The sequence below is a fragment of the Lentzea fradiae genome, from assembly GCF_900100955.1.
Lineage (GTDB): Bacteria > Actinomycetota > Actinomycetes > Mycobacteriales > Pseudonocardiaceae > Lentzea > Lentzea fradiae.
Genome location: NZ_FNCC01000031.1, coordinates 1 through 24179, shown reverse-complemented (window position 1 = coordinate 24179; position 24179 = coordinate 1). Strand labels below are relative to the sequence as shown.

24 protein-coding genes and 1 tRNA gene are annotated in these 24179 nt (G+C 66.6%); 7 read left to right on the top strand and 18 right to left on the bottom strand.

Annotated features, from left to right (window positions below):
• On the top strand, positions 1 to 926 hold a 926-nt coding region (locus tag BLT23_RS39155), incomplete at its 5' end, for a M28 family metallopeptidase (RefSeq protein ID WP_143036209.1).
• 321 nt (positions 927 to 1247) lie between these two features.
• On the opposite strand, the gene ypfJ is transcribed toward BLT23_RS39155, so the two are convergent.
• The 4 genes from ypfJ to BLT23_RS39135 form a co-directional block, all read right to left on the bottom strand.
• Positions 1248 to 2144, bottom strand: coding sequence for a KPN_02809 family neutral zinc metallopeptidase (ypfJ, locus tag BLT23_RS39150; RefSeq protein ID WP_090059380.1), 897 nt, complete (start codon positions 2142 to 2144; stop codon positions 1248 to 1250).
• Positions 2145 to 2730: 586 nt separating this feature from the next.
• Complete coding sequence (locus BLT23_RS39145; RefSeq protein WP_090059377.1) at positions 2731 to 3468, bottom strand: hypothetical protein; 738 nt, start codon at positions 3466 to 3468, stop codon at positions 2731 to 2733.
• A 61-nt stretch (positions 3469 to 3529) separates the two neighbouring features.
• Positions 3530 to 4093: a hypothetical protein gene (locus BLT23_RS39140; RefSeq protein WP_090059374.1), complete on the bottom strand. Its 564-nt coding sequence runs from the start codon at positions 4091 to 4093 to the stop codon at positions 3530 to 3532.
• Positions 4094 to 4190: 97 nt separating this feature from the next.
• A complete protein-coding gene (locus BLT23_RS39135; RefSeq protein ID WP_090059372.1) occupies positions 4191 to 5906 on the bottom strand; it encodes a bifunctional metallophosphatase/5'-nucleotidase in 1716 nt (571 codons plus the stop codon).
• A gap of 173 nt (positions 5907 to 6079) precedes the next feature.
• On the opposite strand from BLT23_RS39135, the gene BLT23_RS39130 reads away from it, so the two are divergent.
• Positions 6080 to 6511, top strand: coding sequence for a MarR family winged helix-turn-helix transcriptional regulator (locus BLT23_RS39130; RefSeq protein ID WP_090060388.1), 432 nt, complete (start codon positions 6080 to 6082; stop codon positions 6509 to 6511).
• Between the two features lie 28 nt (positions 6512 to 6539).
• Positions 6540 to 6624 (top strand) — tRNA-Ser (locus BLT23_RS39125).
• Positions 6625 to 6700: 76 nt separating this feature from the next.
• Here the strand turns inward: BLT23_RS39125 and BLT23_RS39120 are convergent.
• The 8 genes from BLT23_RS39120 to BLT23_RS39080 all read right to left on the bottom strand — a co-directional run bounded on the left by BLT23_RS39120 (position 6701) and on the right by BLT23_RS39080 (position 13293).
• Positions 6701 to 7978, bottom strand: a complete 1278-nt coding sequence (locus tag BLT23_RS39120) for a tyrosine-type recombinase/integrase (RefSeq protein ID WP_090060379.1) — start codon at positions 7976 to 7978, stop codon at positions 6701 to 6703.
• Positions 7978 to 8157, bottom strand: coding sequence for a helix-turn-helix domain-containing protein (locus tag BLT23_RS39115; RefSeq protein WP_090060377.1), 180 nt, complete (start codon positions 8155 to 8157; stop codon positions 7978 to 7980). The genes BLT23_RS39120 and BLT23_RS39115 overlap by 1 nt, the downstream gene beginning before the upstream one ends.
• 18 nt (positions 8158 to 8175) lie before the next feature.
• The gene (locus tag BLT23_RS39110; RefSeq protein ID WP_090060375.1) at positions 8176 to 9786 is read right to left on the bottom strand and encodes a replication initiator; all 1611 of its coding nucleotides are present in this window, start codon (positions 9784 to 9786) and stop codon (positions 8176 to 8178) included.
• Positions 9783 to 11246, bottom strand: coding sequence for an FtsK/SpoIIIE domain-containing protein (locus BLT23_RS39105; protein WP_090060373.1), 1464 nt, complete (start codon positions 11244 to 11246; stop codon positions 9783 to 9785). Before BLT23_RS39105 ends, BLT23_RS39110 begins: the two co-directional genes overlap by 4 nt.
• Complete coding sequence (locus tag BLT23_RS39100) at positions 11243 to 11449, bottom strand: hypothetical protein (RefSeq protein ID WP_090060371.1); 207 nt, start codon at positions 11447 to 11449, stop codon at positions 11243 to 11245. Before BLT23_RS39100 ends, BLT23_RS39105 begins: the two co-directional genes overlap by 4 nt.
• Before the next feature lie 419 nt (positions 11450 to 11868).
• Positions 11869 to 12288: a helix-turn-helix domain-containing protein gene (locus tag BLT23_RS39095; protein ID WP_090060369.1), complete on the bottom strand. Its 420-nt coding sequence runs from the start codon at positions 12286 to 12288 to the stop codon at positions 11869 to 11871.
• Complete coding sequence (locus BLT23_RS39090; RefSeq protein ID WP_090060367.1) at positions 12288 to 12560, bottom strand: hypothetical protein; 273 nt, start codon at positions 12558 to 12560, stop codon at positions 12288 to 12290. The genes BLT23_RS39095 and BLT23_RS39090 overlap by 1 nt, the downstream gene beginning before the upstream one ends.
• A gap of 268 nt (positions 12561 to 12828) precedes the next feature.
• Positions 12829 to 13293 carry a hypothetical protein gene (locus tag BLT23_RS39080; protein WP_090060364.1) on the bottom strand — a complete coding sequence of 155 codons (465 nt, stop codon included), beginning with the start codon at positions 13291 to 13293 and terminating at the stop codon, positions 12829 to 12831.
• A 197-nt stretch (positions 13294 to 13490) separates the two neighbouring features.
• Between BLT23_RS39080 and BLT23_RS39075 the strand changes: the two genes are divergently transcribed.
• Together BLT23_RS39075 and BLT23_RS39070 are read left to right on the top strand one after the other, a co-directional pair.
• Entirely contained in the window at positions 13491 to 14333 is an 843-nt protein-coding gene (locus tag BLT23_RS39075) for a GntR family transcriptional regulator (RefSeq protein WP_176947157.1), read from the top strand.
• Positions 14330 to 15034, top strand: coding sequence for an HAD family hydrolase (locus tag BLT23_RS39070; protein ID WP_090060362.1), 705 nt, complete (start codon positions 14330 to 14332; stop codon positions 15032 to 15034). The genes BLT23_RS39075 and BLT23_RS39070 overlap by 4 nt, the downstream gene beginning before the upstream one ends.
• A gap of 46 nt (positions 15035 to 15080) precedes the next feature.
• On the opposite strand, the gene BLT23_RS39065 is transcribed toward BLT23_RS39070, so the two are convergent.
• The 6 genes from BLT23_RS39065 to BLT23_RS39045 all read right to left on the bottom strand — a co-directional run bounded on the left by BLT23_RS39065 (position 15081) and on the right by BLT23_RS39045 (position 20455).
• A complete protein-coding gene (locus BLT23_RS39065; RefSeq protein ID WP_090060360.1) occupies positions 15081 to 15959 on the bottom strand; it encodes a DNA adenine methylase in 879 nt (292 codons plus the stop codon).
• On the bottom strand, positions 15956 to 17308 hold the full coding sequence (locus BLT23_RS40400) for a hypothetical protein (protein ID WP_143036208.1): 1353 nt from the start codon (positions 17306 to 17308) through the stop codon (positions 15956 to 15958). Before BLT23_RS40400 ends, BLT23_RS39065 begins: the two co-directional genes overlap by 4 nt.
• Positions 17309 to 18245: 937 nt before the next feature.
• Positions 18246 to 18572, bottom strand: coding sequence for a divalent-cation tolerance protein CutA (cutA, locus tag BLT23_RS39060; protein ID WP_090060358.1), 327 nt, complete (start codon positions 18570 to 18572; stop codon positions 18246 to 18248).
• A gap of 183 nt (positions 18573 to 18755) precedes the next feature.
• The gene (locus BLT23_RS39055; protein WP_245744596.1) at positions 18756 to 19463 is read right to left on the bottom strand and encodes a class I SAM-dependent methyltransferase; all 708 of its coding nucleotides are present in this window, start codon (positions 19461 to 19463) and stop codon (positions 18756 to 18758) included.
• A gap of 159 nt (positions 19464 to 19622) precedes the next feature.
• Entirely contained in the window at positions 19623 to 20024 is a 402-nt protein-coding gene (locus BLT23_RS39050) for a VOC family protein (RefSeq protein ID WP_245744595.1), read from the bottom strand.
• An 11-nt stretch (positions 20025 to 20035) separates the two neighbouring features.
• On the bottom strand, positions 20036 to 20455 hold the full coding sequence (locus BLT23_RS39045; protein ID WP_176947156.1) for a helix-turn-helix transcriptional regulator: 420 nt from the start codon (positions 20453 to 20455) through the stop codon (positions 20036 to 20038).
• A gap of 195 nt (positions 20456 to 20650) precedes the next feature.
• On the opposite strand from BLT23_RS39045, the gene BLT23_RS39040 reads away from it, so the two are divergent.
• The gene (locus BLT23_RS39040; protein ID WP_143036207.1) at positions 20651 to 23797 is read left to right on the top strand and encodes a carboxypeptidase-like regulatory domain-containing protein; all 3147 of its coding nucleotides are present in this window, start codon (positions 20651 to 20653) and stop codon (positions 23795 to 23797) included.
• A gap of 256 nt (positions 23798 to 24053) precedes the next feature.
• The coding region (locus BLT23_RS42370) for a transposase (protein ID WP_143036206.1) at positions 24054 to 24179 on the top strand (126 nt) is incomplete at its 3' end.

Sequence of the window (24179 nt, the reverse complement as noted above, 5' to 3'; positions counted from 1 at the left end):
TGACCAACGTGACGCTGACCAACCCCGGCGTCGTCCCGACCGGCGGCGTCTCGCAGGCCGACGGCACCACCCTCGCCACCAAGGCGGGCTCCGCGATCACCGTCGACATGCGCTTCCACACCGAGACCCGCACCCAGCGCAACGTCATCGCGCAGACCCGCACGGGCCGCACGAACAACGTCGTCATGGCCGGCTCGCACCTCGACAGCGTCGAACTGGGCGCCGGCATCAACGACAACGGCTCCGGCTCCGCCGCCCTCCTGGAGACCGCGCTCCAGCTCGGCTCCCAGCCGAAGATCGACAACGCGATCCGCTTCGCGTGGTGGGGCGCCGAAGAGCGCGGCCTGATCGGCTCGACCGAGTACGTCCGCTCGCTGACGTTCGAACAGCAGCTCGACATCGCCCTGTACCTGAACTTCGACATGGTCGGCTCCCCGAACGCCGCGTACTTCATCTACGACGGCGACAACTCCGACGGCGTCGGAGCGGGCCCCGGCCCGTACGGCTCGGCCCAGATCGAAAAGGCGTTCGCCGACTACTTCGCGTCGAAGGGCGTCCCGACCGAGGGCACCGACTTCTCCGGCCGCTCGGACTACGGCGAGTTCATCGAGCAGGGCATCCCGGCAGGTGGCCTCTTCACCGGCGCCGAAGGTGTGAAGACCGAGGCCCAGGCGGCGAAGTGGGGCGGCACGGCGGGCATCGCCTACGACCCGTGCTACCACTCCGCGTGCGACAACCTCGGCAACATCGACCGGGTCGCGTTGGGCCGCAACGCCGGGGCCATCGCCTTTGTGACCGCCTCGTACGGCGTCTCCACCGAGGACGTCAACGGCGTGCCGCCGCGCTCCAAGCGGGCCGACGTCCGCAAGTCGGCGACGCTGATGAAGTCTGCCGCTCACGTTCACTCGCACGCGGCTGTCTCGTAGGTCGTTCGTGGCCTGGACGCGGGTGGCGTTCGCGTCACCCGCGTCGTCGGACGCGGGTGGTTGGCTCCGCGACTTCGTCGCGAGCGATCGGGGCCGGCTCCCGGCACGTTCGGTGGGCCGGGTTCGCTTTGCCCCGCGTCTGTCCCCCGCCAGGTCCATCCCGCCGCCCGTGCCCCGAGCTGACGCAGGGGTCCCCTCCCAGGGGACCCCTGCTTTTATTCTCCCAGGCAGGTCTGACAGTTTTCGGCGCTCAGCGGAAGGGCCGGGCCTCCGCAGTGCGGAGAACCGGCCCTCTCGCCACAGGTCAGGCTGGTGTGGGCCTCAGCCCAGGTTGTTCGTGTCGAAGGTGTTGCAGCGGGCCGGGTCGCCCGTCTGGAGACCAGTCGTGAACCACTTCTGCCGCTGCGCCGAGCTGCCGTGGCTGAACTTGGTCGTGTCGACCTGGCCGCCGCCGAGCTCGCGCTGGATGAAGTCGTCGCCGATGCGCGCCGCCGCGTCCAGGGCCGCCGCGACGTCCTCCTGGGTGATGTCGGTGATCAGCGGCTGGCCGTTGGCCGACGGGGTCGTCGTCGCGGCCTTGGCCCAGGCGCCCGCGTAGCAGTCGGCCTGCAGCTCCAGGCGCACCGAGTCGGAGGTGGGGCCGGTGCGGGAGCTGACCCGGTCGGACGTGCCCAGCAGGTTCTGGACGTGGTGGCCGTACTCGTGGGCCAGGACGTACGCCTCCACGAACGGGCCGCCGGTGGCGCCGAACTTGGTGCGCAGCTCGTTGAAGAAGTCGAGGTCGATGTACACCTGGGCGTCCGCGGGGCAGTAGAACGGGCCCACGGCGGAGGACGCGTTGCCGCAGCGGGTGCTCACGCTGTTGCGGAAGAAGTTGGTCTTGGTGACCTGGTAGGTGTTGCCGGAGCGGGCGAACTGGTCCTGCCAGAAGGCTTGGATCGAGTTGATCGTGGCCACGACGCGGCAGTCGCTGTCGCGGTTCGCGTCGGCTCCGGTCTTGCACTTCTCGGCCAGCTGGCCGGACTCGACCTGGGTGTTCGAGCCGAGGCCCTCCAGGCCGCCCGCGGGCAGGCTGACCCCGGTGAACTGCTGCACCAGGAAGTAGATGATCAGGCCGACCACGCCGAGACCGCCGCCGACTCCGGCGGCGCGGCCTCCCACGCCACGCTGGTCCGAAACCTGAGAGAGATCGAGTTCCGCGCCTTCGTTGAACTGCACCGCAATCCTCCTGTTAAGGACCCCATGGGTGCCGCAAACGATAAAGCACGAAACGTGCTTCGGTGCGGCGCCCGACGTCTGGGCACCGCACCGAAGCTTTCCCATGTGGTAGTGACGACTACGGCCCACGGAGGTTGGCGTGGTGCTCGGCCGATGGCGCCATGAGACGTCAGCGATGCCGAGCTCAACAGCGTCGAAGTGCGCCGAGCGACGCCGGACGGCGCCTGGGCACCCGAAACCCCGTGTCCGCCGCTACGCAGTCGCGACCGGACCGGTCACGTCCAGTCCACTCGCGGGGATGCGGCAGACCGCGTTTCGCCACAGCTAGGAGATACCTGCACAGCACCACCTACCCCTTCTGGGCGTGGCTCCCGGGTGGTCCGGTTCCTTCACCTTCCGGTCGCCAGCTCGTAATCGAGCATGCGCTTGATCGCCGCATTTCTCAACACCTGACAGCAAACCTGAATTGGTGAAGTCAACCGGGTGACCTGCGGAGATCGTCTGTGCGGACAGCAATCGCCCGGTGAGCGGGTGCTCACCGGGCGAATTGTTTGAAAATGATTCGGAAATGTCCGGAAGACGAGACTCAGCTGTTCGCGCGCCGGGCGCCGCGGCGTGCCATCACGCCCGCGGTCATCAGGCCGAGACCCACCAGCAGGAACTCGAGCGGCGCCGCGCCGGTCCGCGAGAGACCCGGGATCGCGACCACCTGCCGCGACGACTCGTCCGCCTTCTCACCGGTCTGCGGGACACCCGCGCCCGAGTCGTCCCCGGTGCTGCCGCCGCCGGAACCGTCGCCGCCGGGGTTCTGGCCGCCGGGCACCTCCGGCTGCGGCATCCCGGGCTCCTCCGGCTGCCCGGGCTCTTCCGGCTGCTCGGGCTGCTCCGGCTCTTCCGGCTGGGGGTCGCCCGTCGTGCCGCAGTCGCCGCTCGCGGTGCCGAGCACGGCCGCCGTGGTGCCGCAGACCGTCACCGGCGCGCCGACCGTGCCGTTGGGCTCCTCCGCCTTCGACTGGCCGCAGCTGCCGGTGCCGCCACCGGCGACGCCGACCGAGTTCCCGCACACCGTGACGGGCGCGGAGATCAGCACGTTGTCCGCCTGAGTGCGTGCGGCGGGCTTCTCCTCGCAGGTGGCGTCGCTCGTGCCGAGCACGTTGACCGCGTTCCCGCAGACCTTGACGGGGACGCTCAGCAGGTTGCCGACGCGGATCTCCTCGTCCACGTCGAGCGGGACCGGCACGGCCTGGGCCCACCCCGCGGTCGCGGCCATGAGACCGCCGGTCAGCAGGGCGGCGGACATCGTCCGGTTGAGGGTTTTGCGCATGACTGTGTTCTCCCTGGAAGTGAAGATGACGGATCCCTGTGCTGCTGCGGCGCGCACGGGATCAGTCGGGGGAGAACGTCGGTTCCTCCGCGCGCACGGTGCGCGGTGCGTCGAGCTGATCGATGCCGACGAGAGACGTCGTGGTGGTGGGCGGCCGCAGGACGTGCGGCAGCGTGCCCACCGGCAGCGGGGCGTTGTTCGCGGTCGCCCCGGCACCGCTCTGCGGGAGCGTGCCGGTGATCGGCTGCTCCGCCTGCGGTTGTGGCTGTGGTTCCTCGGGGTGAGTCGTCGTGACCGGTGGCGGTGGTGGCGCGACCTGCTGCGGTGCCGGTGTCTCGACGTGCACGGGCGCCTCGACGACAGGCGGTGCAGGTGTCGGCGCAGGAGGAGGTGGTTCGGGCGTCTCGGTGCGCGGGTCCGGTTCCGGCGGGACCGTCACGTCCGGCTCCGGCGGCACGAGACCCGTCTCGACCGCCACCCCGACGTCGAGCACAGGCAACGGGATCTCGACCTCGAACCGGTCGATCTCGACCTTGACGTCGGCGTTCGCCACGCCCGCGCCGCCCAGCAGCCAGGCGCCGGTCACCAGACCGGCGAGCAGCAGGAGCCGACGCAACCACGACATCGGCCCTCACCCTAGATCAAACGGAGCAACCGGACACGCGACAAGGCCATCCCGGCGACCGGAGCCGCCGAGATGGCCTTGTCACGAGCTGATCGGGTCAGGGGGTCATCGTGATGCGGTCCAGCGCCGGCGGAGCCTGGTTCGGGTGCGCCGCCAGGTAGGCGGAGAACGCGTCCAGGTCGATGCCGCCACCGGTGATGGCCGTGCCCTTGGTGAACTCGGTGAAGCCGTCACCGCCGCCCTGAAGGAAGCTGTTGATCGTCACGCGGTAGCTCGCGTTCGGGTCGAGCGGAGCGCCGTTGAGCACGACGTCCGAGACCCGCGAACCGAACGGCGCGGACGCCGACCACGTGTACTTGAGGCCGGAGGACGGCTGCAGCACGAACGTCCTGGCCTCGGTGAACTGCTGCTCCAGCACGGCCTTGATGTTCGCGCCGGTCAGCGTCACGGTCTGCAGGATGTTGCCGAACGGCTGCACGGTGAACGCCTCGCCGTAGGTGACGACACCGTCGCCCTCGCCCGCGGGCGAGCTGGCGTAGGTGAGGTCCGCGCGGACGCCGCCGGGGTTCATCAGCGCGAGCACCGCTCCGTTGCCCGAGGTGGCCGCGAGCTGCGAGTCCGCGATCAGGTTGCCGAGCTGCGACTCGCCGGCGGCGTTCTGCAGCTTCAGGATGTCCGCGCTGACCGTGCCGACCTGCTTGTTGGCGATCGGGGCCGACTTGGTCTTCGCCGTGTCGATCACGGCCTGGATGGCCGGGTCGGGCGTGACCGTGCGGGTGACGATCTTGTTCTCGGCCTTCGTCTCACCGCGGATGACGTCGCGCGTGCGACGGTCGATCTTCAGGTCGACGACGCTGAGCTCACGGCCGAACGCGAGACCCTCGATGAACGGCCGCGGGTTGCCGGCCGGGTCCTTGACCACGCAGTTGTAGTGCTGGTGGCTGTGGCCGGAGAAGACCGCGTCGATCTTCGGGCTGACGTTCGCCGCGATGTAGCTGCCGGGGTTCTCCGGGGCGATGTTGCACGCGTTGGGGCCGCCACCGGTCGAGGTGACCTGGTCCCCCTGGTGCACGAGCAGCACGATCGACTTCACGCCGAGCGCGTCGAGGAGGTTGGCGTACTTGTTGGCCGCCTTGACCTCGTCACCGAACGCGATCTCCTTGATGCCGTTCGGGTCGACCAGGATCGGCACGTCCTTCAGCGGCATGCCGATGAAGCCGATCGGGATCCCGTCGCGGATCTCCACCCAGAACGGCGGCAGAGCGGGCAGGCCCGTCTTGGCGTGCGTGACGTTCGCCCCGAGAATCGGGAAGTCGGCACCCTTGTACTTCTTGCCGAACTGGCAGCCGTCGACGGGGTGGCAGCCACCGTGCTGCATGCGCAGCAGCTCCCGGTACCCCTCGTCGAACTCGTGGTTGCCCGCCGCGGTCGCGTCCATCCCGACCTTGTTGAGCACCTCGATCGTCGGCTCGTCGTGGAACAACGCCGACACGATCGGCGAAGCGCCGATCATGTCGCCCTGCCCGACGATGATGGAGTTCTTGACCTCCTTGCGGAGGTTCTTGATGTGCGTGGCGTTGTACGCGGCGCCACCGGCGTCGACCGTGGAGCCGTCGGGCAGGATGACGCGCCCCGACGACCCGCTGGGAGGCTCGATGTTGCCGTGCAGGTCGTTGATGCCGATCAGGCGCACGTCGACCGTGCCCTGACCGCGCAGTGACTGGACATCGGCCTGGGCAGGCCCGGTGGCGCTGATGACAGAGGCCGCGGCGGCGGTGATCGCCAGAACGGATAGCCGTCTGAACGAACTCATGGGTGTAGAGCCTTTCGAAGGCGTCGTCGTGGGTTAACGCGCGTGTACGGCGGAGGAGTCTGCCTCCCGGAGCCGCCGTTTTCCAGAGGCATGACTGGATCGTCATCCGGCCGTCTAGCCTTGTTCCCGTGACACCAAGCGAGAAGGAGCCGCGCTGGCTGAACGCGGGCGAGATGCGCGCGTGGCGCACCTACGTGAGCGGGTCCTCCATGCTCATGGACCGCCTCCACCGCGAGCTCCAGGACACCCACGGCGTGTCCCTCGCGGACTACGAGATCCTGGTCCGCCTCTCCGAACAGCCGCACCGCCGCATGCGCATGACCCAGCTGGCCGAGGACGTGGCCTCCTCGAAGTCCCGCGTCTCCCACCAGGTGGCCCGCATGGAGAAGGCGGGCCTGGTGACCCGCCGCGAGTGCACCGAGGACGGCCGCGGCGTCCTCGCCGAACTGACCGAGAAGGGCATGGCCCAGCTGGAGGCGGCGGCCCCCACCCACCTGCGAGGAGTCCGCGCCCACATCGTCGACCTGCTGTCCCCGGAGGAGAGCGAAGTGCTGGCCAAGGTCTTCGACCGGGTCATCACACACCTCCGCGACGCGAACGGCTAGGCTTCTCGCCGGACGCCGGTGGCGTCTTGGAAGCGTGGCAGAGCGGCCGAATGCACCCGCCTTGAAAGCGGGAGACGGGCAACCGTCCGGGGGTTCAAATCCCTCCGCTTCCGCAGCTCAGAGGGGGTGTGACCGGCCGTTGAGGCTGGTCACACCCCCTCTGGTGTAGCAACGGGTGTAGCAACGCCCTCAGCCCAGCTCGTCCGTGAGCCGCTTCAAAGCCTCCCGCTTGTCCTCAAGGGAGACGGCCGCGTAGATCATCATCGTCACTTCGATGTTCGAGTGGCCGACGATGTCCCGGACGATGTGCGGCGGCACGCCGAGCCTGAGCAGCAGCGTCACGCACGAGTGCCGGATGTCGTGGAAGCGCACCCCGTCCAGGCCCGCGCGCTTCCGGATCGGGTACCAGCTCGCCCGCAGGTAGGTCGGATCGATCGGCCCGCCGGTCGATGTGGTGAAGATCAATCCGGACTCCTCCCACTTGTCACCGGCCGCGTCCGCTTCGTCGTCCTGGAGGTCCCAGTGCTCGACGAGCGCCCAGGCGACGAGGAGCGGCAGCGGCATGACCCGCTCGGACCGATCGGTCTTCGGCGGGACGAACACGAGCTTCGTCCCGACCCGCTGAAGCGTCTGACGGATGTGCAAGCTGGGGGAGTACTGCTCCGCGCAGTCTTCACAGAAGTCGTCCGTGTGCTCAGCGCAGGGCTCGTCCCACCCGTCCCAATCGATGTCCTTCCACCTCAGACCCAGAAGCTCCCCGCGCCGCATCCCGAGGTAGAGCGCCAGGACGTACAGCGCCTTCAGCCGGTCGTTCTCCGCAGCCTTGAGAAGCGCCTTGGCCTGATCAGCGGTCAGACCCCGGTTCACGTCGTACCGAGGTGACTTGACCTGCACGAGTTTGGCGACGTTCCGCGGAATGACCTCCTCCCGCATCGCGTGCGCCAGGGCGTTCCGCAGAACCGCGTGAATCTGCTGAACGGTCCGGTCGGACAGCACCGTCTTGCAGCACTCGCCCTTGGCACAGCAGCGCTGAGCGTCCTTGGGCCGACTGGCGTCGATCTTCTCCGCACAGCACCGGCAGTCGTGCCGAAGCCGAGTGAGGAAGGTCCGGACGTCCTGCGCCGACAACCGGTGAAGCTTCTTCGTCCCGAGGTTGGGCACCAGGTGCCGCCGCACGACCACGCCGTACCCCTCGACCGTCCTGGGCCTCTTCGTGGCGACCACGTTGGACATCCAGTACTTGAGATAGCTCTCCACCGTCCACGTCTCCGCAGCTACGGGAATGCCGGCATCGGAGTCCGCGATCTTCTTCCGAAGCTTCTTCCATGCCTCCGCCTCTTCGGTTGCCGAAACAGTGACGCGCTTCCGATGCCCGGTCGTGGTGAGCACGTAAGCCGCACCCACCCACAGCCCGTCCTTGCGCTGGTAGACCGAGCCCTCACCGTTGGACCGCTTGCCCCTGGCCATCACGCAGCCTCCGCGATCAGCCGAGACAGGTACTCCTGCACGGACGACGCCGGAACCCGACGACTCCCGCCGATCTTGACCGAGGTCAGCTCACCGGCCCTGATCAAGTCGAACACCTTCGTCCGACCCACCCGAAGGGCGCGGGCGACTTCCTCGACGCGGTACACCATGTCCTTCATTTCTTCCCCCTTGGTTGATCAGGCCGCAGTTGCCGAAAGATCAGGCGGTCCGGCCGCGAGCAACGCGCGGTCGTACTCGGCCTTCCAAGTCACGCGTTGGGCGATGGCGTGCATGAGCAGGTGCGCCCGTGGTGGCACGTTCGGATCACCAGGCCGGACCTTGTGCCAGACGAGCCGCGCCGGGTCCTTCTCTGGCTTCTCGATCCCCACGGCTTTGAGCGCCTGGAGGACGAAGCGCTTCCGGTCGGCCTTGTGGTCAGCGAGGGTCTTCCCGGACCACTTCCGCGACACGAGCACCCGCCGCCCCGGCAGTCCGAGCGTGGCCCGGCGGTGCGCACGTCCTTTGCACCGTCCAGGGCTCATGCGGGAGTTCGCGCCGCGAGGCTGGACGCCGTACAGCAGCCAGTTCGCGCACCGGTCCGAGCAGGGCGTGACCGCCAGTTCGTCGGCCAGGCGGTCCGCATGTCGGCGTTGCCGTTCGGTCTTCTGCTCGACGACCTCACCGATGGACTTGGTGAGGTACTTGGTCAGGTAGCCGATGTGCCGTCCTGCTTCCTCGGAGCCGCCGAGGATGCCTTTGGAGTGCACCTGATGCCCGAACCGCACGACGTGCGCCGGTTCGTCGACCTCCGCGTCGTCCCAGGTGGTCAAGGCCCGTCCGGTGTCCGGGTCGACGAACGCCTTGGCGTTGGAGTCCCAGACCGGCAGCCGGTCGACGTAGACGCGTTCGTCGTGGTTGGGCCACCACACCTGGTGGTAGGTGGCCGCCGTGACCAGCCGGATCACCTCATGAGGGATCGAGCCGCGGAGTGCCGCGTGCAGGTGCGGAGCAGCCCGCTTCTGTGGCTCGACGGTGGCGAAGTATTGGACGTCCCAGCCGACGACCCGCCGCAGGTTCTGCCACCACCGATCGACGAGACTTGCAAAGTGGACCGCGTCCCGCGCCGCACGGCGGTAGTCGTAGGTGTCCGGGTCTACGGGCGTGCCGTCGTCGCGCACCTTGCCGTAGGTGTCGAGGGTGAGCGTGACGAACATCGAGGGACGGAAGCCTCCCGCGAACTCCCGTCCGACCGTCCGCTTCTCCACCCGCCGCCGAGGCAGGTCCGGTGCGTCCTGTCGCCGCTTCGTCGAGCGCTTCACAGGGCGCTTGGCCGGGGTGTCCGGCGAGGGCAGGCGACCACGCACGCCGAGTTGCCGAAGTTCTTCGTCGACGCTGTGCAGCTCCTCTCGAAGCTCGTCAGCCTCCGGTGAGTCGCCCACTTCCTTGTATGCCTTGAAGAGGTCCGCGCGGTACTCCAGCAGCTCCTTCTGGTCCTGTGTGGGCGGCTCCGGGGTGAAGTCGGGCTCCACCTCCATGTGCCAGCCCTCGCGGCACTGAGCCATCCGCAACGCCTTGGCCTTCCTGGCACAGGGCTTGCAGACACTCTCGACCGTCGAACCGCACGGCACCGCGACGTACCGGACTTCGTAGGACTCGTGGTCCTCGACTTCCATCGTGAACGGCCGGACGCACACCCCGTGCTGCTCGGCAGCGGCCTTGGTGACGTCGAGCGCCGCCGGTTGCCTCATCCGCTCCGCACGCGTCTGGCCTGCAACATCACCGGGGAACGTGGTGACGTTCGTGCTCATGCCGCCTCCCGCCGGTCGTGGCTTGCCGGGAACTCGTGCACGGTCGCCGGGGCGAGGAACAGGCCGAGCTCGACGAGGTCCGCGTCCGTGACGTGGAAGGCCCGTGCCCGGTCCGGTTCGCGCTGCCCGTCTTCCTTGAACCAGGCGACACCGGGCGTGTTCTCGCTGATCTCGTGAGCCGCCGCGCCCCGTTGGCGGACGCCGTCGCCCAGGACCATGTCCACCTGAATCGGCTCGTCGAGGCGCAGGGCAACGCGGGTGGTGAACAGGTGTCGGAAGCTCACGACTTCCTTGCGCGGGTCCTGGACCAGGGCGACGGTCGCGACACCAGGAGCCCGCCCCTGTGAACTGATCGTCTGCACCGCACGAGCAGCACGGTCCCGCAACTGCTTGTGCTGCTGATAGGCGATGAGGTCCGCCAACTCGTCGACCACCAGGACCGTGAACGGCTCTCCCGCACTACGCGTCCACAGCCGACGAACGCCCCGATACCGCGAGGCACGGGCCTTGACCTCCGCCGCGATCTCTTCGAGCAGCTCGACCGCGTCCGGTCCGTTGTCGTAGACGACTTTGGCGAAGGCGTCCGGGCACTGACCGAGTTCCATGCCGCCCTTGGGGTCGATGCCGACGAGGCGGACCAGGCCGGCGCGGATGGCCGGGGCGAGCTGCCAGACGATCGACCACAGCACCGAGCCCTTGCCCGCACCAGGCACGCCCACCACCAGGACCTGAGAGCCCAGGAGCTTCAGCCGCCACGGCCTACCGGTCTCGGTGACCCCGATGACCAGCCGTTTCAGGTCCACATCTTCGGAGTCGTCGAGCCGGGGAATGGGGACCGGTCGCGCCAGCGGGTCAGCGTGGATGAAGTCGAGTTCGAGTAGCCGGGGCTTGAGCACGCGCACTCGGCACGAGCGGGCGTTGAACGAGTGCGCCAGGTTCTCCCGCCGCGCTTCCCACTGCTCCGGCGACTGGGCGGGGATCATCCGAACCCGGACCTTGTCCCGCCAGCCCTCAGCCCGCACCCGCCGCAGCACGGGCCGGTACTCCTTGCCGCGATGTTCCTTGGCCAGGTCTGCCAGGCGCACGACGGTCCGCCACTTCGGCACATAGATCGTTGCCCGCCGCCACTCCGTGACCACCCGGTACCAGCAGTGCCGCAGGAACGACGCCCGGTGTAGCCCGAACCAGATCGCCAGACCGGCGACCAGCGACAGCAACGCCAGCACCAGCGGCGAAAGGCCGAACTCCCGATACGCCACGACCGCCAGGACGAGCACGCCGACCGCGACCGGGTACCGCAGCGCGACGAGCACCAGGCGCACGCCGAGCCACACCGCGAGCCCCGCCAGCACGAACGGCAGGGCGACGACCTTGGCCCACCGTGGAAGCCAGATCCACCAGGGAAAGCGCGGCCGGGAACCCTCGAACGGAGCCGGGTCAACCCACCTCGTTCCGCTCATGCCGCCACCGCCAGGCAGCCGACGCAGCGGAACACCATGCCCGTGTTCGGGATGAACCCCACGGGCTTGAACGCGCTCAACCCGTTGCCGCACAGCCGCTTGCAGGTCAGGCACTCGAACCCCTCGGCCTGAGCCTGGGTGAGTTCGAGAGTGACCAGCTCCCCGCCGTCGACCATCACCGTGTAGGTGTCGACGGCCTGCATACGGTCCACCAGCGAGGCGAACCGGTCCTGTCGGCTTGACGCACCCCAGGTGCGCGCAGATACCCTATGCATGACTCGAATCCCCTTGTGTCACAACGATTTCACGGTCGTTCGAGTCGGTGTACGTCGCCGGAGACAGTCGAGGCCCGCCAAGACTTGGACTGTTTCCGCGCGACACACACCAACGCGGTTTGTTCAGTTGTCGATCAGCTCTCAGCGAGCTTCTTCGCGAGCGCCCTGCACCACGAGCAGAGCGGCCGTCTCTCCGTCTTGCGGAACCACCCACCGCCCGGACACCGCGAGCAGTCCCGGTACTCCATCCGAACCCGCCCGGTCACGGGGTGCGTCGCGGTCAGGTTCAGGCGATACCTCAGCCGAGCCAACAGGCGCGATCCCACCGGCACCACCGCCTCACGCGGTCAGATATGCGGAAGCCCGCAGCAGCACCGGCCACACGCGCACCGGCAGGCGTCCAGGAGCGAGCCGAACCCCAGCGCCTTGCGCACCGAGAACCCGAGCGGAGTCGCCGTCTCGTGCAACACCTCGAAGTTCGCGCGGATCAGCCACCGCGCCGACCGCAGCCCGTCCGGCGAGACCCAGTACCGCCACGGCCGTTCCCGCTCAGGCCAGAACGGCACCCGCTGCACCACACCGCAGTGCCGCAGCCGATCCATCCGCCGGTAGACCGTCACGTGCGGTTGCCCAAGAGCCTCCGCCAGCGTCGGCACCGACCACAGCCGCCACGGATCGTCGAGCAACGCGACCAACATCAACTGAACCGGCACGTCGTCGGCGAACTCGCCGAGCACCGCCTCAGACAGTTCGAGTTCGCCGAGCATCAGCCCTGCTCCCTCAACGATGTAGGCGTGTTGCCGATCCAGCCCGCGCCCTTGGCCGGGTCGAGCACCGCAGCCAACAGGCCGGCATGCTGCGACAGCGTTCGCAGGAACGCCGCCAACTGCTCCCGACCCCCAGGCCCGTTCGGCACGTGGATGGCGATCTGCGCCGGATCGAGGTTCAGCCGGAGACAGTGCTCCGCCTCGGCCGAGTCGGGCCATGCCACGATGTCCGCCGAGGCCGCAGGACCAGGCGAGATCATGAGCTTCAACATCACGACTCCTCCCCAGAACGGGACTGTTCAAGCCGCGCGCGACGCTCGAACTCCTCAGCGGCGATGGAGCAGGCGTGGCGAGCCCACAACGGCACCGCCAGATCAGCGGCCAGGATCCGCCACGCCTCCGCCACCGCGGAGTAGCCCAGAGCCAGACGAACAAGTGCCTGCCGATCGCCCACACGGGACGCCGCGAACAAGGCCGCCGTCTGCTCCGCATACGCGGTGTTCCACCGGGCGACCGCCTCACGCGACGGCCGCGCCACCGTCAGGCCGCCGACTTCTGATCGGCCTGACCCGGCTTGCTCTCCCGCTTGGGAGCCGCACCCGTCTGAGGAGCGGCGATACCCGTCGCACGGATCGTGAAGCCCTGATACTTGAACCGGTCACCCATCACGCGCGGCTCGACCGTCAACCCCTCGAACGCAACCGGTCGGACCTCAACACCCGGCATGACCTGCACGGCCTGCGGCGGAACGGGCTGGACGTCCGCCAGCAGCGTCACAGTCACCGACGCGTCCCGCTCCTTCTCCGCAGACGGGTCAGTGACGACAACCTTCCACTGACGCTTACCCGTACGCTCGTCCACCTTCTGCTTGGCCTGCTTGCCGCGCGCCTTGTCCTCGTTGCTCATGTACTCCATGTCCGGAGCAACTGCGCCGACCATCAGCGCTCCCATCGGGAAGACCTGGTCGAACGACGCCTCGAAGCGCGTGCCGTAAGGAACTGCCATGACTGCAACCTCCCTAGCCCTGCTAGGCCGTCTGTACGACCTAGACAAGTTACAAGCTAGCTAGGTTGTCTAGCCAGGTCAAGGGGAGTCATGTTTTCCCAGGTGAGCTAGCTTCCTAGGCGAGCTAGACAAGTCGTCCTATGCTCTAAGCACCAGCCACAGAGACCTTTCTGTGGCTCGAAGATCGAGAGGACGACATGGCTCTGGACCCGGACGACCCGCGCCCGCCATACGTGCAGGTAGCGAATGCTCTACGGGCCGCCATCCTGACCAAGGTCTTCAAGGCCGGCGACAAGCTGCCCTCACGCGCCGAGCTGGCCAAGAAGTACGAAGTCGCCCCGATGACGATCCAGAACGCTCTACGTGAACTGCGCGACGAAGGGCTGATCGTCTCTCGACAGGGCAGCGGCGTATTCGTCCGCGAGCGCACCGAACGCCCGGTTGGACTGCGCCCGCACGTCGAGCGCGCGTTCGAGGCCGAGCGAGTGACGATCGACTTCGCGGGCTTCTCCGGCGAGACGTTGCACGGCATCTTGCAAGAGCCGCTCGACAAGATCCGCATCGGTCGACTTACGCCCGAGTCGATCCACGTGCGCATCCTCATTCCGGACCCCGGCATCCCGTGGTCTGTTCCGGTCACGGTGGAAGAGCGCGCCGACAGCCCCGCGTTCCGGAAGCGCGCCGAGGAGATCATGCGTCGGCACACACTCTCGATCGTCGACAACGTCACCGAACTGGGCGCCCTCGGGCTCGTCAAGGACGCCACCGCGGAGGTGCGTGTTCATCCGACTGCCCCGCTGTTCAAGCTGTATCTGATCAACAACGAGGAAGCGTTCTTCGGCTTCTACCCGGTCCGTGAGCACGTGCTCTCACTCGGCGGTGAGCCCCAGGCGATCTACGACCTGATGGGCAAGGACGCCATCCTCTTCCACCACTCGATCACCGACGACGACACCAGCACCGGCAGCCAGTACGTCGAGCAGGCGCGCACGTGGTTCGACAGCATGTGGAACACGATCAGCACGGAGTACAAGCGGTGAGCACCGAACGGGTCCCAGTCGACGATCCCGATGCCGTCCGACGCATCTTGGCAAACGCCGATGCTCTCTTGCTCGACTTCGACGGCCCGATCTGCGACGTCTTCGCCGGCCTGCCCGCACACGTCGTCGCCGACCAGCTCCGCCGCGTTCTCGCCGAGGGTGGACATGACGAGCTGCCCGCAGCAGTCGAGAAGAGCGAGGACCCGTTCGACGTTTTCTATTACGCTGCAACGCTTGGCGACGAAGAGGCCCGATACGTCGAGGCCAGCCAGCGCGCCCACGAGGTGGAGGCTGTCGCAAGCTCCACCCCGATACCGTACGCACATGACCTCATTGGAAGGTGGCATACCTCAGGCCGAATGGTGGCAGTCGTGAGCAACAACAGCGCGGCAGCCGTCGAGACATATCTTCATCTTCATGAACTCACCGCGCGAATCGACTGCGTGTCCGCGCGAGACGACTTCGATCCGTCGCACTTGAAGCCAAACCCATTCCTTATCCAGCGTGTGTGCGAGCACTTCAAGATCAGCGCTACGCGCAGCGTGATGGTAGGTGACTCCTCAACGGACATCCAGGCGGCTCATGCTGCCGGGACCCCTGTCATCGGCTACGCCAACAGACCAGACAAGTTGGATCTTCTCGCATCCAAAACTCCACAAGCGATCGTGACCGACCTGGCATATCTTTACAACGCGCTATAGGTGGCGAGTGGGAGTTGAGGACTAAGCGAGTCCAAGTGCGTTAGCTCTAGTCAGCGGAAACCCAACGTCCGGAATTTCCGGACAGTACCCGATCCACATCGGGGACAGTCAGATGCTTTCCAAATACTGCATACTCCTTCCCGATGTGCTGGACATGTGCCGTGTGTGCAATATCAAATTCCACGGTCCGCAGTCCGGAATATAGATCTTCAGTTATTCTTTCATGTGCATCATATGTGAGGAACCAGCGAAGCTTGCTCTTGGCGAGAAGTGTCGCTAGTTCGGCATGATCCTTGGCATTGAGGGAATCCAGGTAAAGCTCTTCACCTTGGACGAGGTATGGTGGGTCGACATAAACGAGAATCTTGTCGCCAAGTCGTGAGATTTTTCGCAGGAAAGCGCGCCCGTCAAGTTCCGAGATGCGCACGCGTTTCCGATACTGCCCGAGGTAGCGCACCCGGTGCGCGAGCGATTCGCGATTGAATCGAGCATCGATCTTCCATCGACCAGTCTGATCGTGACCGCCGATGGGGCCTGCATTCAGAATCCCTGATCGATTGCAGCGATTCAAGAAAAAGGTAGCGAAACCCAGGTCGAGATCAGACTTGGGCTCGGTACTTGCATACGTTGCAGAGGCGCGATGCCATGCCTCAATGCTGATCTCTTCGGTTTCGATCTTTCGGGCAAAGTCCTCAGTGTGACTGAAAACGCAACGCCAAAAAGCGGCAATTCCAGGATTAAGGTCGTTTATGTAGATGCGCTGCACTTCTTCGTCCACCAACAAGCGCAGGGCGGCACCGGCTCCACCTGCGAACGGCTCTGCGTACGCTTGTGGCCGTGGCTCTTGGGCTGCGATCAACCGCGCGATATAGGGAGCAAGGCGAGCTTTGCCGCCAGGATACCTGAGAGGACTGAGATACCTCACGACTTCCTATTCTCCGCAAGATAGACATCGAGTTTTTCGAGCATTGGACGGAATGCAAGGCTGATCTTGCGAATGTCAGTAGAGGTCGGATGGGTTGCCCAATGGTGAACGAATCCGTGAAGGGATCTAATTCCCAGCAGTCCGGCGCCTTCGGAATGTCGACGAGCGTCATGAAGTTCAGGGTCGCTGTTCTGCGGGTCTAGCTTGCGAAGGACGGCGCCTATTCGATCTTTCAGGTCATTCTGGCTCTTCGTCCAGCCGAGTATCGAAGCAGCGTCAGTGACAGCCACATCAACGAGGACGCGCAACATGATCGCGGCGATATTCGGAGAAGAATCTATGTCGATTTTCTGAGCTTCCCTCAGCACGTCACTTGTGCGGAGGTGAAAACTCTTAAGTCGAACTCCTTGGAATATGCACCTCTCCTGAGGTTCTCTCCTTCGAGGAAGGGTGGAACCAATGCTTGCAGGGGAAGTCTTCTCTTCGCTCGCTGCGGGTTGGGGTCGTTCGGCTGGAGTCCGTTCAGCCCGAACGGGTTTATCCAATCGCTTGGACCGTGGTGGAAGTTCGCTTTCGATCTCACCAATATACTTTTGCCGCTGAAGTTTGTTCTTTACTACGGAGACAGAAAGTTCGCCTGCAAGGTCTGAAAACAGCTTATCGAACGCACGAATAAGAAATTCGTCAGGGTAGTTAAATTCGACGTCATCGCCATTGAAGTCAAACCCAATGGCCGAACGAACCTCGGGATCAACGGCTAGTCGTCCGAGTGTGGTCAGACGATCTTTACGGACTTTTTCAACTTTGGATAGAAGGTCTGGTGCGTGGCTGAATCGCTTCGTTATTGCATCACAGAGCATGATTGCTCGATCGGCTTGACTGCCCCGGCGTCGAAGAAATTTGTTTTGTTGCTCTGCGTTCCATGGGACAACGCCCACGCCGCCGTTCTCTCCGGTATGACGAAGTCGCAGCCAGTGGTGCGCAGAGGCGCGACTGCTTGCCACGGCGCACTTAACCTTGCCAGGGAAAAGGCGAGACTTGGCGGCCTCTCGAAACTGGCGACGAAGCCGCTCATCGTTCGCAAGGTCAGGATTGTTCAACAACTTCAATGCCGCTACTCGCCTGTTACCCTCAATAACGACGTTCTGACCATCGATCTCGACTACAACAGGGAGTTCGGTGGGGTTGACGCCCTCACGCGCGATGTCCTGCGCCAAGGCGACCAACTTCGCTGGCGCCTCCGCCAGTAGTACATTGACCGACTCCCTATCACTGCTCGTCTGCGACGCAAAACGCGGGTTCTGCTTGTCCAGCACGAGGTCGGTGACCCGGAAGTCGTGTAGCTCCATAGCTCCATCTTGACATTCCCTGATGCGATATACATCACTCGTGGGGCGGAATTGCCCTATTTGTTGTAGTCCCTTGCCACGCAAGAGGCCCTACAGCGACGTGTCAAGCACCGTCTCCTCGCGTGTCTCTCAAGGCGCTCACCGTAGCGAACGGTCCTCTTTACTGCCGAACTTGGCTCTATGGGATCAAGGCGCGCCGCCGTCGGCGGCGCGCACGGGGCCTGTCACGTTGGCACCGGCTCCCCATCCATCACGGCACGCCGGGCTCCCGCTTCGCTCCGCCCGTCGGCCGTGCGGCGCGGCCGGCGTCCATCCACGGCAGCGCGCCGCCGACGGCGACGGCCAGGGAGTTCCCAGCGCCGAGGCTCCAGGACGATCGCGCGATCCAAGACCTGACCGAGCCGGGCACGGCGATCGGCGCCCGTCAACGCTCCGCGCAGACGGCCACTGGACATGCCAAAGCCGCCCTACCGAAACTTCAGCAGGACAGGACAGCTGCCAGGACGGCAACCGGTTCGAGGTGTAGCAACGGGTGTAGCAACGGTCCAGGACGGGTTGGGACGGGACAGCACCCCTGACCAGGCAACACCGACAACCGCGGACTAACCCGAACGAGCCGGAACAGCCAGATGCAGCCTTGAAAGCGGGAGACGGGCAACCGTCCGGGGGTTCAAATCCCTCCGCTTCCGCAGCTCAGAGGGGGAGTGACCGGCCGTTGAGGCTGGTCACACCCCCTCTGGTGTAGCAACGCCCTCAGCCCAGCTCGTCCGTGAGCCGTGCGCGTGGCTGGCGCAGTCCGGCCAACACGGTGGCGGGCGCTTCTTGCAGCCCGTCGGGTAGGGCACTGCCGAGAAGATCGACAAGGTCATTCAGCGGTTGAAGCCGCACGGTGCGTTGCCTGCCGTGGACAGCGCAATCGAAGCGGCGGCGCTCCTGCCTACGGCGTAGGGCTGACCGACTTGCGCAGCCAGTCCAGATAAGCCGCTGGCGCGGCAGCCAGTTCCACAGCCGTCAGCTCAGGGTTGTCCCACGGGTGCTCGGCCAGCAGGTGGGCCTCGAGTTCGGGGTAACGCTCGCCCGTGGTCCTGAGCGTCACCTGCCACTCTTCGCCTTCGCCCTGTTCGCCGAGGTGCCAGAAGTAGGACGTCACCGGCCCGGACACCCACGCTGCGCCGGCCAGCCGGGCAGCTACGGCAGAACGCGCGAGGCGTTCGGCGGTGTCACGATCGGCAGCCGAGGTGGTCACCTGGAGGGCATCGGTCATGGAACGACCTTACTGGGAGTAAACAGAATCTGACTTTCTCAAGACCGCTTCGGACCCGCGGTGAGGGTCAAATCCCTCCGCTTTCGCAGCTCAGAGGGGCTGTGAGGACCTGTCGAGGGTCCTCGCAGCCCCTCATCTGCAGCAACAGGTGCAGCAACGCTCAGTCAGCGCGGCAAGGCCACGTCACCGACGCGCCACCGCCAGCAACCGGCGACTCCCCACGCCGAATGGACTCCCGTCGACGTCCCCGAACAACGACACCGACGAAAACCCGGCGTCGAGCAGCATCCGGCGAAGCTCCCCGGCCGTGTAAACGTGCTGCTCACAGACCGACCGCTGTATCCGCTCCCCGTCGGAGAACGTGAAGTCGATCAGCAGCCGCCCCGACGCCACGTCGTAGGTGTTCACGGCCACCATCTCGACCCCACCCGCAGTCATGCGGATGGAACCGGGCAGCGACGGCAGCAGTGACTCGGCCGCGCAGCCGTAGTCGAGCACCAGTACGGGCGCGACCGCGGCCATGTCCGCGAGGAAACGCAACGAGCCGGTGTGGGACAGGTAGCCGAAGCTGTTGCCCATGCACAGTGCCAGGTCCGCTTCGAAGCCGAACGAGCTCAGCGAGGTTACGTCACCCAGGCGCCAGTCCAGCTCAGGCGCCGACGAGCGGGCGTGGGCGATTGCCTCGGACGAGATGTCCAGGCCGGTGACGGAGTAGCCGCGGCAGGCCAGTTCGATGCTGTGCCTGCCGCTGCCGCACGGCGCGTCGAGCACGCGTCTGCCGGAGGTGAGGCCGGTGACGAAGTCGACCTCAGCCGAGGTCTGCGCGGGCTGCACGGCGCCGCGCCAGAAGGTGTTGGCCAGATCGGTGAAGAAGGTGGTGTACCAAGTCAACGTTGATGCTCCTGGTGATCGCACGAAGAAGTACGTGGTTGTCACCGGGCACGGCGAAGGCACCCGGTGTGTCCGGGGCTGCCATGGCATCGACCTTGTCTGTGAGTGCGCCAGAGGTCATCACTGAAGCACGGGAGCGCGGGAACGAGAACTGGTTTTTCAGCGCGGCGAGGAGAAACGGATCATGTTGCCGGACGGGTCGCGGAACGCGCAGTCGCGGACTCCGTAGAACTGGTCGACGGGCTCCTGGAGCACCTCGGCGCCGGCGGCTTGGACCTGCTCGAACTTCGCGTCCACGTCGTCGGCCACGAAGATGAGTCCTTGCAGCGATCCCTTGGCCAGCAACGCGTTCAGGGTTTCGGTGTCCGTCGGTGGCACGGGCGGGGTGCTGGTGAGGTTCAGGCCGATCTCGACTTCCGGCTGGTCCGGCGGCCCGACGGTGAGCCAGCGGTAGTCGTCGATGGGGCCGTCGGTGCGGACCTCCAGGCCGATCACGTCTCGGTAGAACTTCAACGCCTCGTCCTGGTCGCGGACGAAGAGGAACGTGTGTGAGAGCTTCATGTCAGGGGACCCTAGGCAGGGCGCGGACCCGGCGCTTCTCGAAATCTGCTCGGTCGCGTCAGGCCGGAGAGACGGCATCCGGGCACGCCTGCCAGAGCCTCGTGCGAGCGGGCGCGGTAGGCCGACGGCGTCTCGCCGACCAGTTCGGTGAAGCGGGCCGAGAACGAGCCCAGCGAGGTGCAGCCGACCTCGACGCAGACCTCGGTGACCGACTTCGTTCCCAGGCGCAGCAACGCCTTGGCGCGTTCGATCCGCCGAGTCATCAGGTAGCCGTACGGGGTCTCGCCGTAGGCGGCGCGGAACTGGCGCGCGAAGTGCGACGGTGACATCAGGGCGGCCCTCGCCATCGTGGGTACGTCCAGCGGGGCGGCGTACTCGCGGTCCATGAGGTCGCGTGCCCGGCGCAGGTGCGCCAGGTCCTCCGGTGTCACGCCGCCAGCATGCCACCGGGATCGGGGTGGTTCTGCGTGAATGCGCTTTCACACGCGTGATCGCTGGGGTAGCTTGACGGCGGTTCGCGGGCGCGTGCGGGGGCTTGACGCCGGGCGGATCCGTCTACACAGGATTCTTTGGGGGATTTCTTGTCCGAGAGATCGGTCGGCCGTGCCCTGCGCAGGTTTGGGGCCTTGACCACCGCTGTGGTTCTCCTGCTCGGCACCGCGACCATTGGTGCCCACGCGCAGGACGACCCGTCCAGCGCCGCGCCCACCCAGACGGAGACGGCCACGCCGTCGTCCGACGTTGTGGAGCCGTCCACCACCACCGAGCCACCGCCGCCGTCCTCCTCGGAGGCGAGTACTCCGCCGGAGAGCCCGGCTCCGCCGTCCGCCGACCCGAGCGCTCCGGCCACGCCGCCCACGTCGGTCGAGCAGACTCCCGCCGAGCGGCAGAACGTCGAGCAGGAACGGGCGACCGCCCAGGAGGACGCGCAGCAGGCCGCGCCGGACCTGAAGGTGTCGCTCCGGTTCGACCGCGAGTACGGCATCGGTGAGCCGCTCGGCATCACGCTGACCGTCCGCAACGACGGGGACGCACCCGCGCACCAGGTCCGGTTCGCCACGGAGACCCTCCAGCTGAACCTGACCACGGGTGTCGAGGACCTGATCTCCCGCCCGGACCTGGCACCGGGCGAGCAGAAGGTGATCAGGCTCGGTGGTACCGCCCAGTGGGGTGCCCCCAACGCGGCGCTCACCGTGCGCGCCTGGGTCGAGGGCGCCGTCGACAAGACGCCCGCCGACAACCAGGCACGAGCCGAGGCGAAGATCGTCAACAACACCGGCACCGTCAGCGGGGTGCTGTTCGAGGACCGCGACGGCAACGGGGTCGCCGGGCCCGGTGAGGGTGTCGACTGGCAGACGCTGAGGCTGAGCGGTGGTCCCGAGTACCCCGTCTCCGGCTCGACCTACAACGGCGGCCAGTTCGCGATGTACAGCGTTCCGCCCGGTACGTACCAGGTGAGCTGGAGTGGCCGGAACTCCAACGGTGAGGAGCTCTCCGTCAAGCCCGGCCAGTTCATCACCGTGAAGCAGGGAGAGACGACGCGGGTCGCCGTGCAGGTCGTGCCATCGTTGTCGCGGTCGCTGTGGATCTCCGGTGGCTCGTTCGGCAAGCAGAAGTACGCCAAGGGCGAGCGGGTCTCGGTGAGCGTGACGGTGCACAACCGCGGCACGGCGCCGATCACCGGCCTGGTCACCGTCTGCGACCCGGAGAACGATCCGGCGACGCTCGACGGCACCGGCGACGGCTGGGGAGACCTGCGGCCGGACCGCGGCGGAGTCACGGTCGCCGCGGGGGAGACGAAGACCTTCACCGTCACCGACACGGTGCCCGACGCCGAGTTCCCGACCGGCAAGGTCTACTTCGCCTGCGTGTTCAGCGTCGACGGGCGCAACGTCCTCGACCCCGGCAACGGCGCGCCGAACCCCGGTCTCACCATCGGTGCGAACGTCGCCGGTACTCGTGGCAGCCTGTCCGGTCATGTGCTGAGCAACGGCAGCCCGGTCCTCTACGGCACCAAGGTCGTCGCCGTCAACGCGGCGAACAACCGGATCGTCGGCTACAGCGGAACCAGCGGTTCCACCGGTTCCTGGCAGATCAACGACCTGCCGCAGGGACAGATCGCCTTGCAGGTCACCGGCAGGTGGAAGCTCGCTGACGGGAGCACCCGGCGGCTCGTCGACGTCGTCGGGGAGCAGGACGTCAAGGTCGACCTCGACGTCGTGCCCGGTCCCGAGGTGGAGGACCCGACCGTCTTCGCCCCGGACCTGAAGGTGGGCGTCTCGTTCGACAAGCCGTCCTACGACATCTCCGACCTGGTGCTGATGACGCTCGAGGTCGAGAACATCGGCACCGGCGCCGCGCCCGCCCGCGGCAACTGGCGGGAGGGTCCGTACAACGAACTGGCTCCCTCCTTCGACTACAACGAGCTCCGCCGGTTCCTGACCGCCCCGATCGAGCTGTGGCCCGGTGAGAGCAAGCGGTTCACCCTCACCGCCCGCCCCAGGGACGGCGGCTCGGACCCCGAGAAGCTGCGCAAGCTGAGCTACGCGGTGCAGGTCGGTACCGTCACCGCCGAGCCGTCCGAGAACAACAGGGCCGAGGCGCACGCCGACGTCACCTGGGGCACCGGCTCCGCGTCGGTGACCGTCTACGGCGACCGCAACATGAACGGGCGGATGGACGCGGGGGAGGAGCTTCCGAACGCCAAGGCCGGAATCGGCGGTGGCAAGCCGCACGTGAACAGGTCCGGTACCACGGACGGTTCGGGCAAGATCAGGTTCACCGACCTGCCCGCGGGTCTCTACAACACGTACGGCGAGTCCGACCGCGAGACCGGATGGGTTTCGGGTGGTGGCGAGACCGCGGTGGTGAACCCCGGTGACGAGGGCACCGCGCTGGTCCGGCTCGTGCGGCCGCTGTCGGATGAGCTGAAGGTGTCGCTGCGGTTCGACAAGCCGTCCTACGAGCCGGGTTCGAAGGCCGGCGTCGTCTTGTCGATCACCAACGACTCCGCGAAGTCCCTGCGGGTCAAGGCGGAGTGCGGCAGCAGCTCCCACGGCCCGTACCTCGGCAACGACGACCTCGCGTGGGGAGACCTGGCGAGGACCGGTCCCGGAGTGGAGATCGCGGCCGGCGCCCGGTTCGACGTCCACATCGAGTCGGACATGCCCGCGGGCGCGTCCGACTACGGTTACGTCGCGCTCGGCTGCACCTTCGGGCCGGAAGACGGCGTGGGTCTGCCGTACGCCTCGGCGCGTGCCGTCGTGCCGGGCGCGACGCAGACCTTCACGGGCCTCGTCGTCACCGGCGATCCCATGGTGCCGACCATGGTGCCGGTGCCGAACGTGAAGATCGTGCTGCTGGATCCCGAGACCGGGAAGCCCGTCGTGAGCACGACCACCGACGCCCACGGGGGCTGGACGTTCCCGGACCTGGCGGTCGGAGCCTACGAGCCGCTCGTCGTAGGACCGTGGAAGCTCATGGACTTCGGCTCTGACGGTGAACCCTTCGGCAACGTCCGCGGCCGCGAGTACCCCGAGTACGTGTGGGTCGAACCGGGTCCCGAGGTCGCGGACCCGACGGCCGGTGCGGAAGCGGCAGGTCCGGGAGCCGACGGCTCCGGCTCGGACAGCGGCACGACCGCGGTGCGAGCGATCAGGAACACCGACGCGCTGGCCGACACCGGCGTGAGCGTGCTCGGGCTGGCGCTCTTCGGCGCGCTGCTCGTGATGACGGGCGCGGCGATGAGGCGTCGACCCGCGCAGAGGTCGTAACTCCGCACTGATCGAGCAGGGCCGGCACTCCCACTGAACCGCTCCCCGGAAGTTGGACTGGGAATCCAGTTCCGACTCTCCGGGGAGTGGTTCGTTGCGTCCACAGAGTTCGTTGTCTGAGCAGCAGCGGGAGTCCGCTGTTGCGTTGTTCGAGGCCGGGTATGGCAGAGATGCTGTCGCGACCCGGTTGGAGGTGTCCGCGGCGGCGGTGCGACGCTTGCACGATCGTTGGAGGTTGTGGAGCGCGGGAGCGCTGATGGACAAGCCGGACAGACGGTCGTTCACCTTCGAGTTCAAGCTCGAGGTCGTGCGTCGCTATGTCAGCGGTGAGGCGACCGCGCTCGAGCTGGCCCGCGAGCACGACCTGTCCTCGCCCAAGCTG

Excerpts from the sequence above, each read along its gene's own strand:
- BLT23_RS39145 (WP_090059377.1), bottom strand. The coding sequence starts at position 3,468 with ATGCGCAAAACCCTCAACCGGACGATGTCCGCCGCCCTGCTGACCGGC.
- BLT23_RS39140 (WP_090059374.1), bottom strand. The coding sequence starts at position 4,093 with ATGTCGTGGTTGCGTCGGCTCCTGCTGCTCGCCGGTCTGGTGACCGGC.
- BLT23_RS39135 (WP_090059372.1), bottom strand. The coding sequence starts at position 5,906 with ATGAGTTCGTTCAGACGGCTATCCGTTCTGGCGATCACCGCCGCCGCG.
- BLT23_RS39130 (WP_090060388.1), top strand. The coding sequence starts at position 6,080 with ATGCGCGCGTGGCGCACCTACGTGAGCGGGTCCTCCATGCTCATGGAC.
- BLT23_RS39120 (WP_090060379.1), bottom strand. The coding sequence starts at position 7,978 with ATGGCCAGGGGCAAGCGGTCCAACGGTGAGGGCTCGGTCTACCAGCGC.
- BLT23_RS39115 (WP_090060377.1), bottom strand. The coding sequence starts at position 8,157 with ATGAAGGACATGGTGTACCGCGTCGAGGAAGTCGCCCGCGCCCTTCGG.
- BLT23_RS39110 (WP_090060375.1), bottom strand. The coding sequence starts at position 9,786 with ATGAGCACGAACGTCACCACGTTCCCCGGTGATGTTGCAGGCCAGACG.
- BLT23_RS39105 (WP_090060373.1), bottom strand. The coding sequence starts at position 11,246 with ATGAGCGGAACGAGGTGGGTTGACCCGGCTCCGTTCGAGGGTTCCCGG.
- BLT23_RS39100 (WP_090060371.1), bottom strand. The coding sequence starts at position 11,449 with ATGCAGGCCGTCGACACCTACACGGTGATGGTCGACGGCGGGGAGCTG.
- BLT23_RS39095 (WP_090060369.1), bottom strand. The coding sequence starts at position 12,288 with ATGCTCGGCGAACTCGAACTGTCTGAGGCGGTGCTCGGCGAGTTCGCC.
- BLT23_RS39090 (WP_090060367.1), bottom strand. The coding sequence starts at position 12,560 with ATGTTGAAGCTCATGATCTCGCCTGGTCCTGCGGCCTCGGCGGACATC.
- BLT23_RS39080 (WP_090060364.1), bottom strand. The coding sequence starts at position 13,293 with ATGGCAGTTCCTTACGGCACGCGCTTCGAGGCGTCGTTCGACCAGGTC.
- BLT23_RS39075 (WP_176947157.1), top strand. The coding sequence starts at position 13,491 with ATGGCTCTGGACCCGGACGACCCGCGCCCGCCATACGTGCAGGTAGCG.
- BLT23_RS40400 (WP_143036208.1), bottom strand. The coding sequence starts at position 17,308 with ATGGAGCTACACGACTTCCGGGTCACCGACCTCGTGCTGGACAAGCAG.
- cutA (WP_090060358.1), bottom strand. The coding sequence starts at position 18,572 with ATGACCGATGCCCTCCAGGTGACCACCTCGGCTGCCGATCGTGACACC.
- BLT23_RS39050 (WP_245744595.1), bottom strand. The coding sequence starts at position 20,024 with ATGAAGCTCTCACACACGTTCCTCTTCGTCCGCGACCAGGACGAGGCG.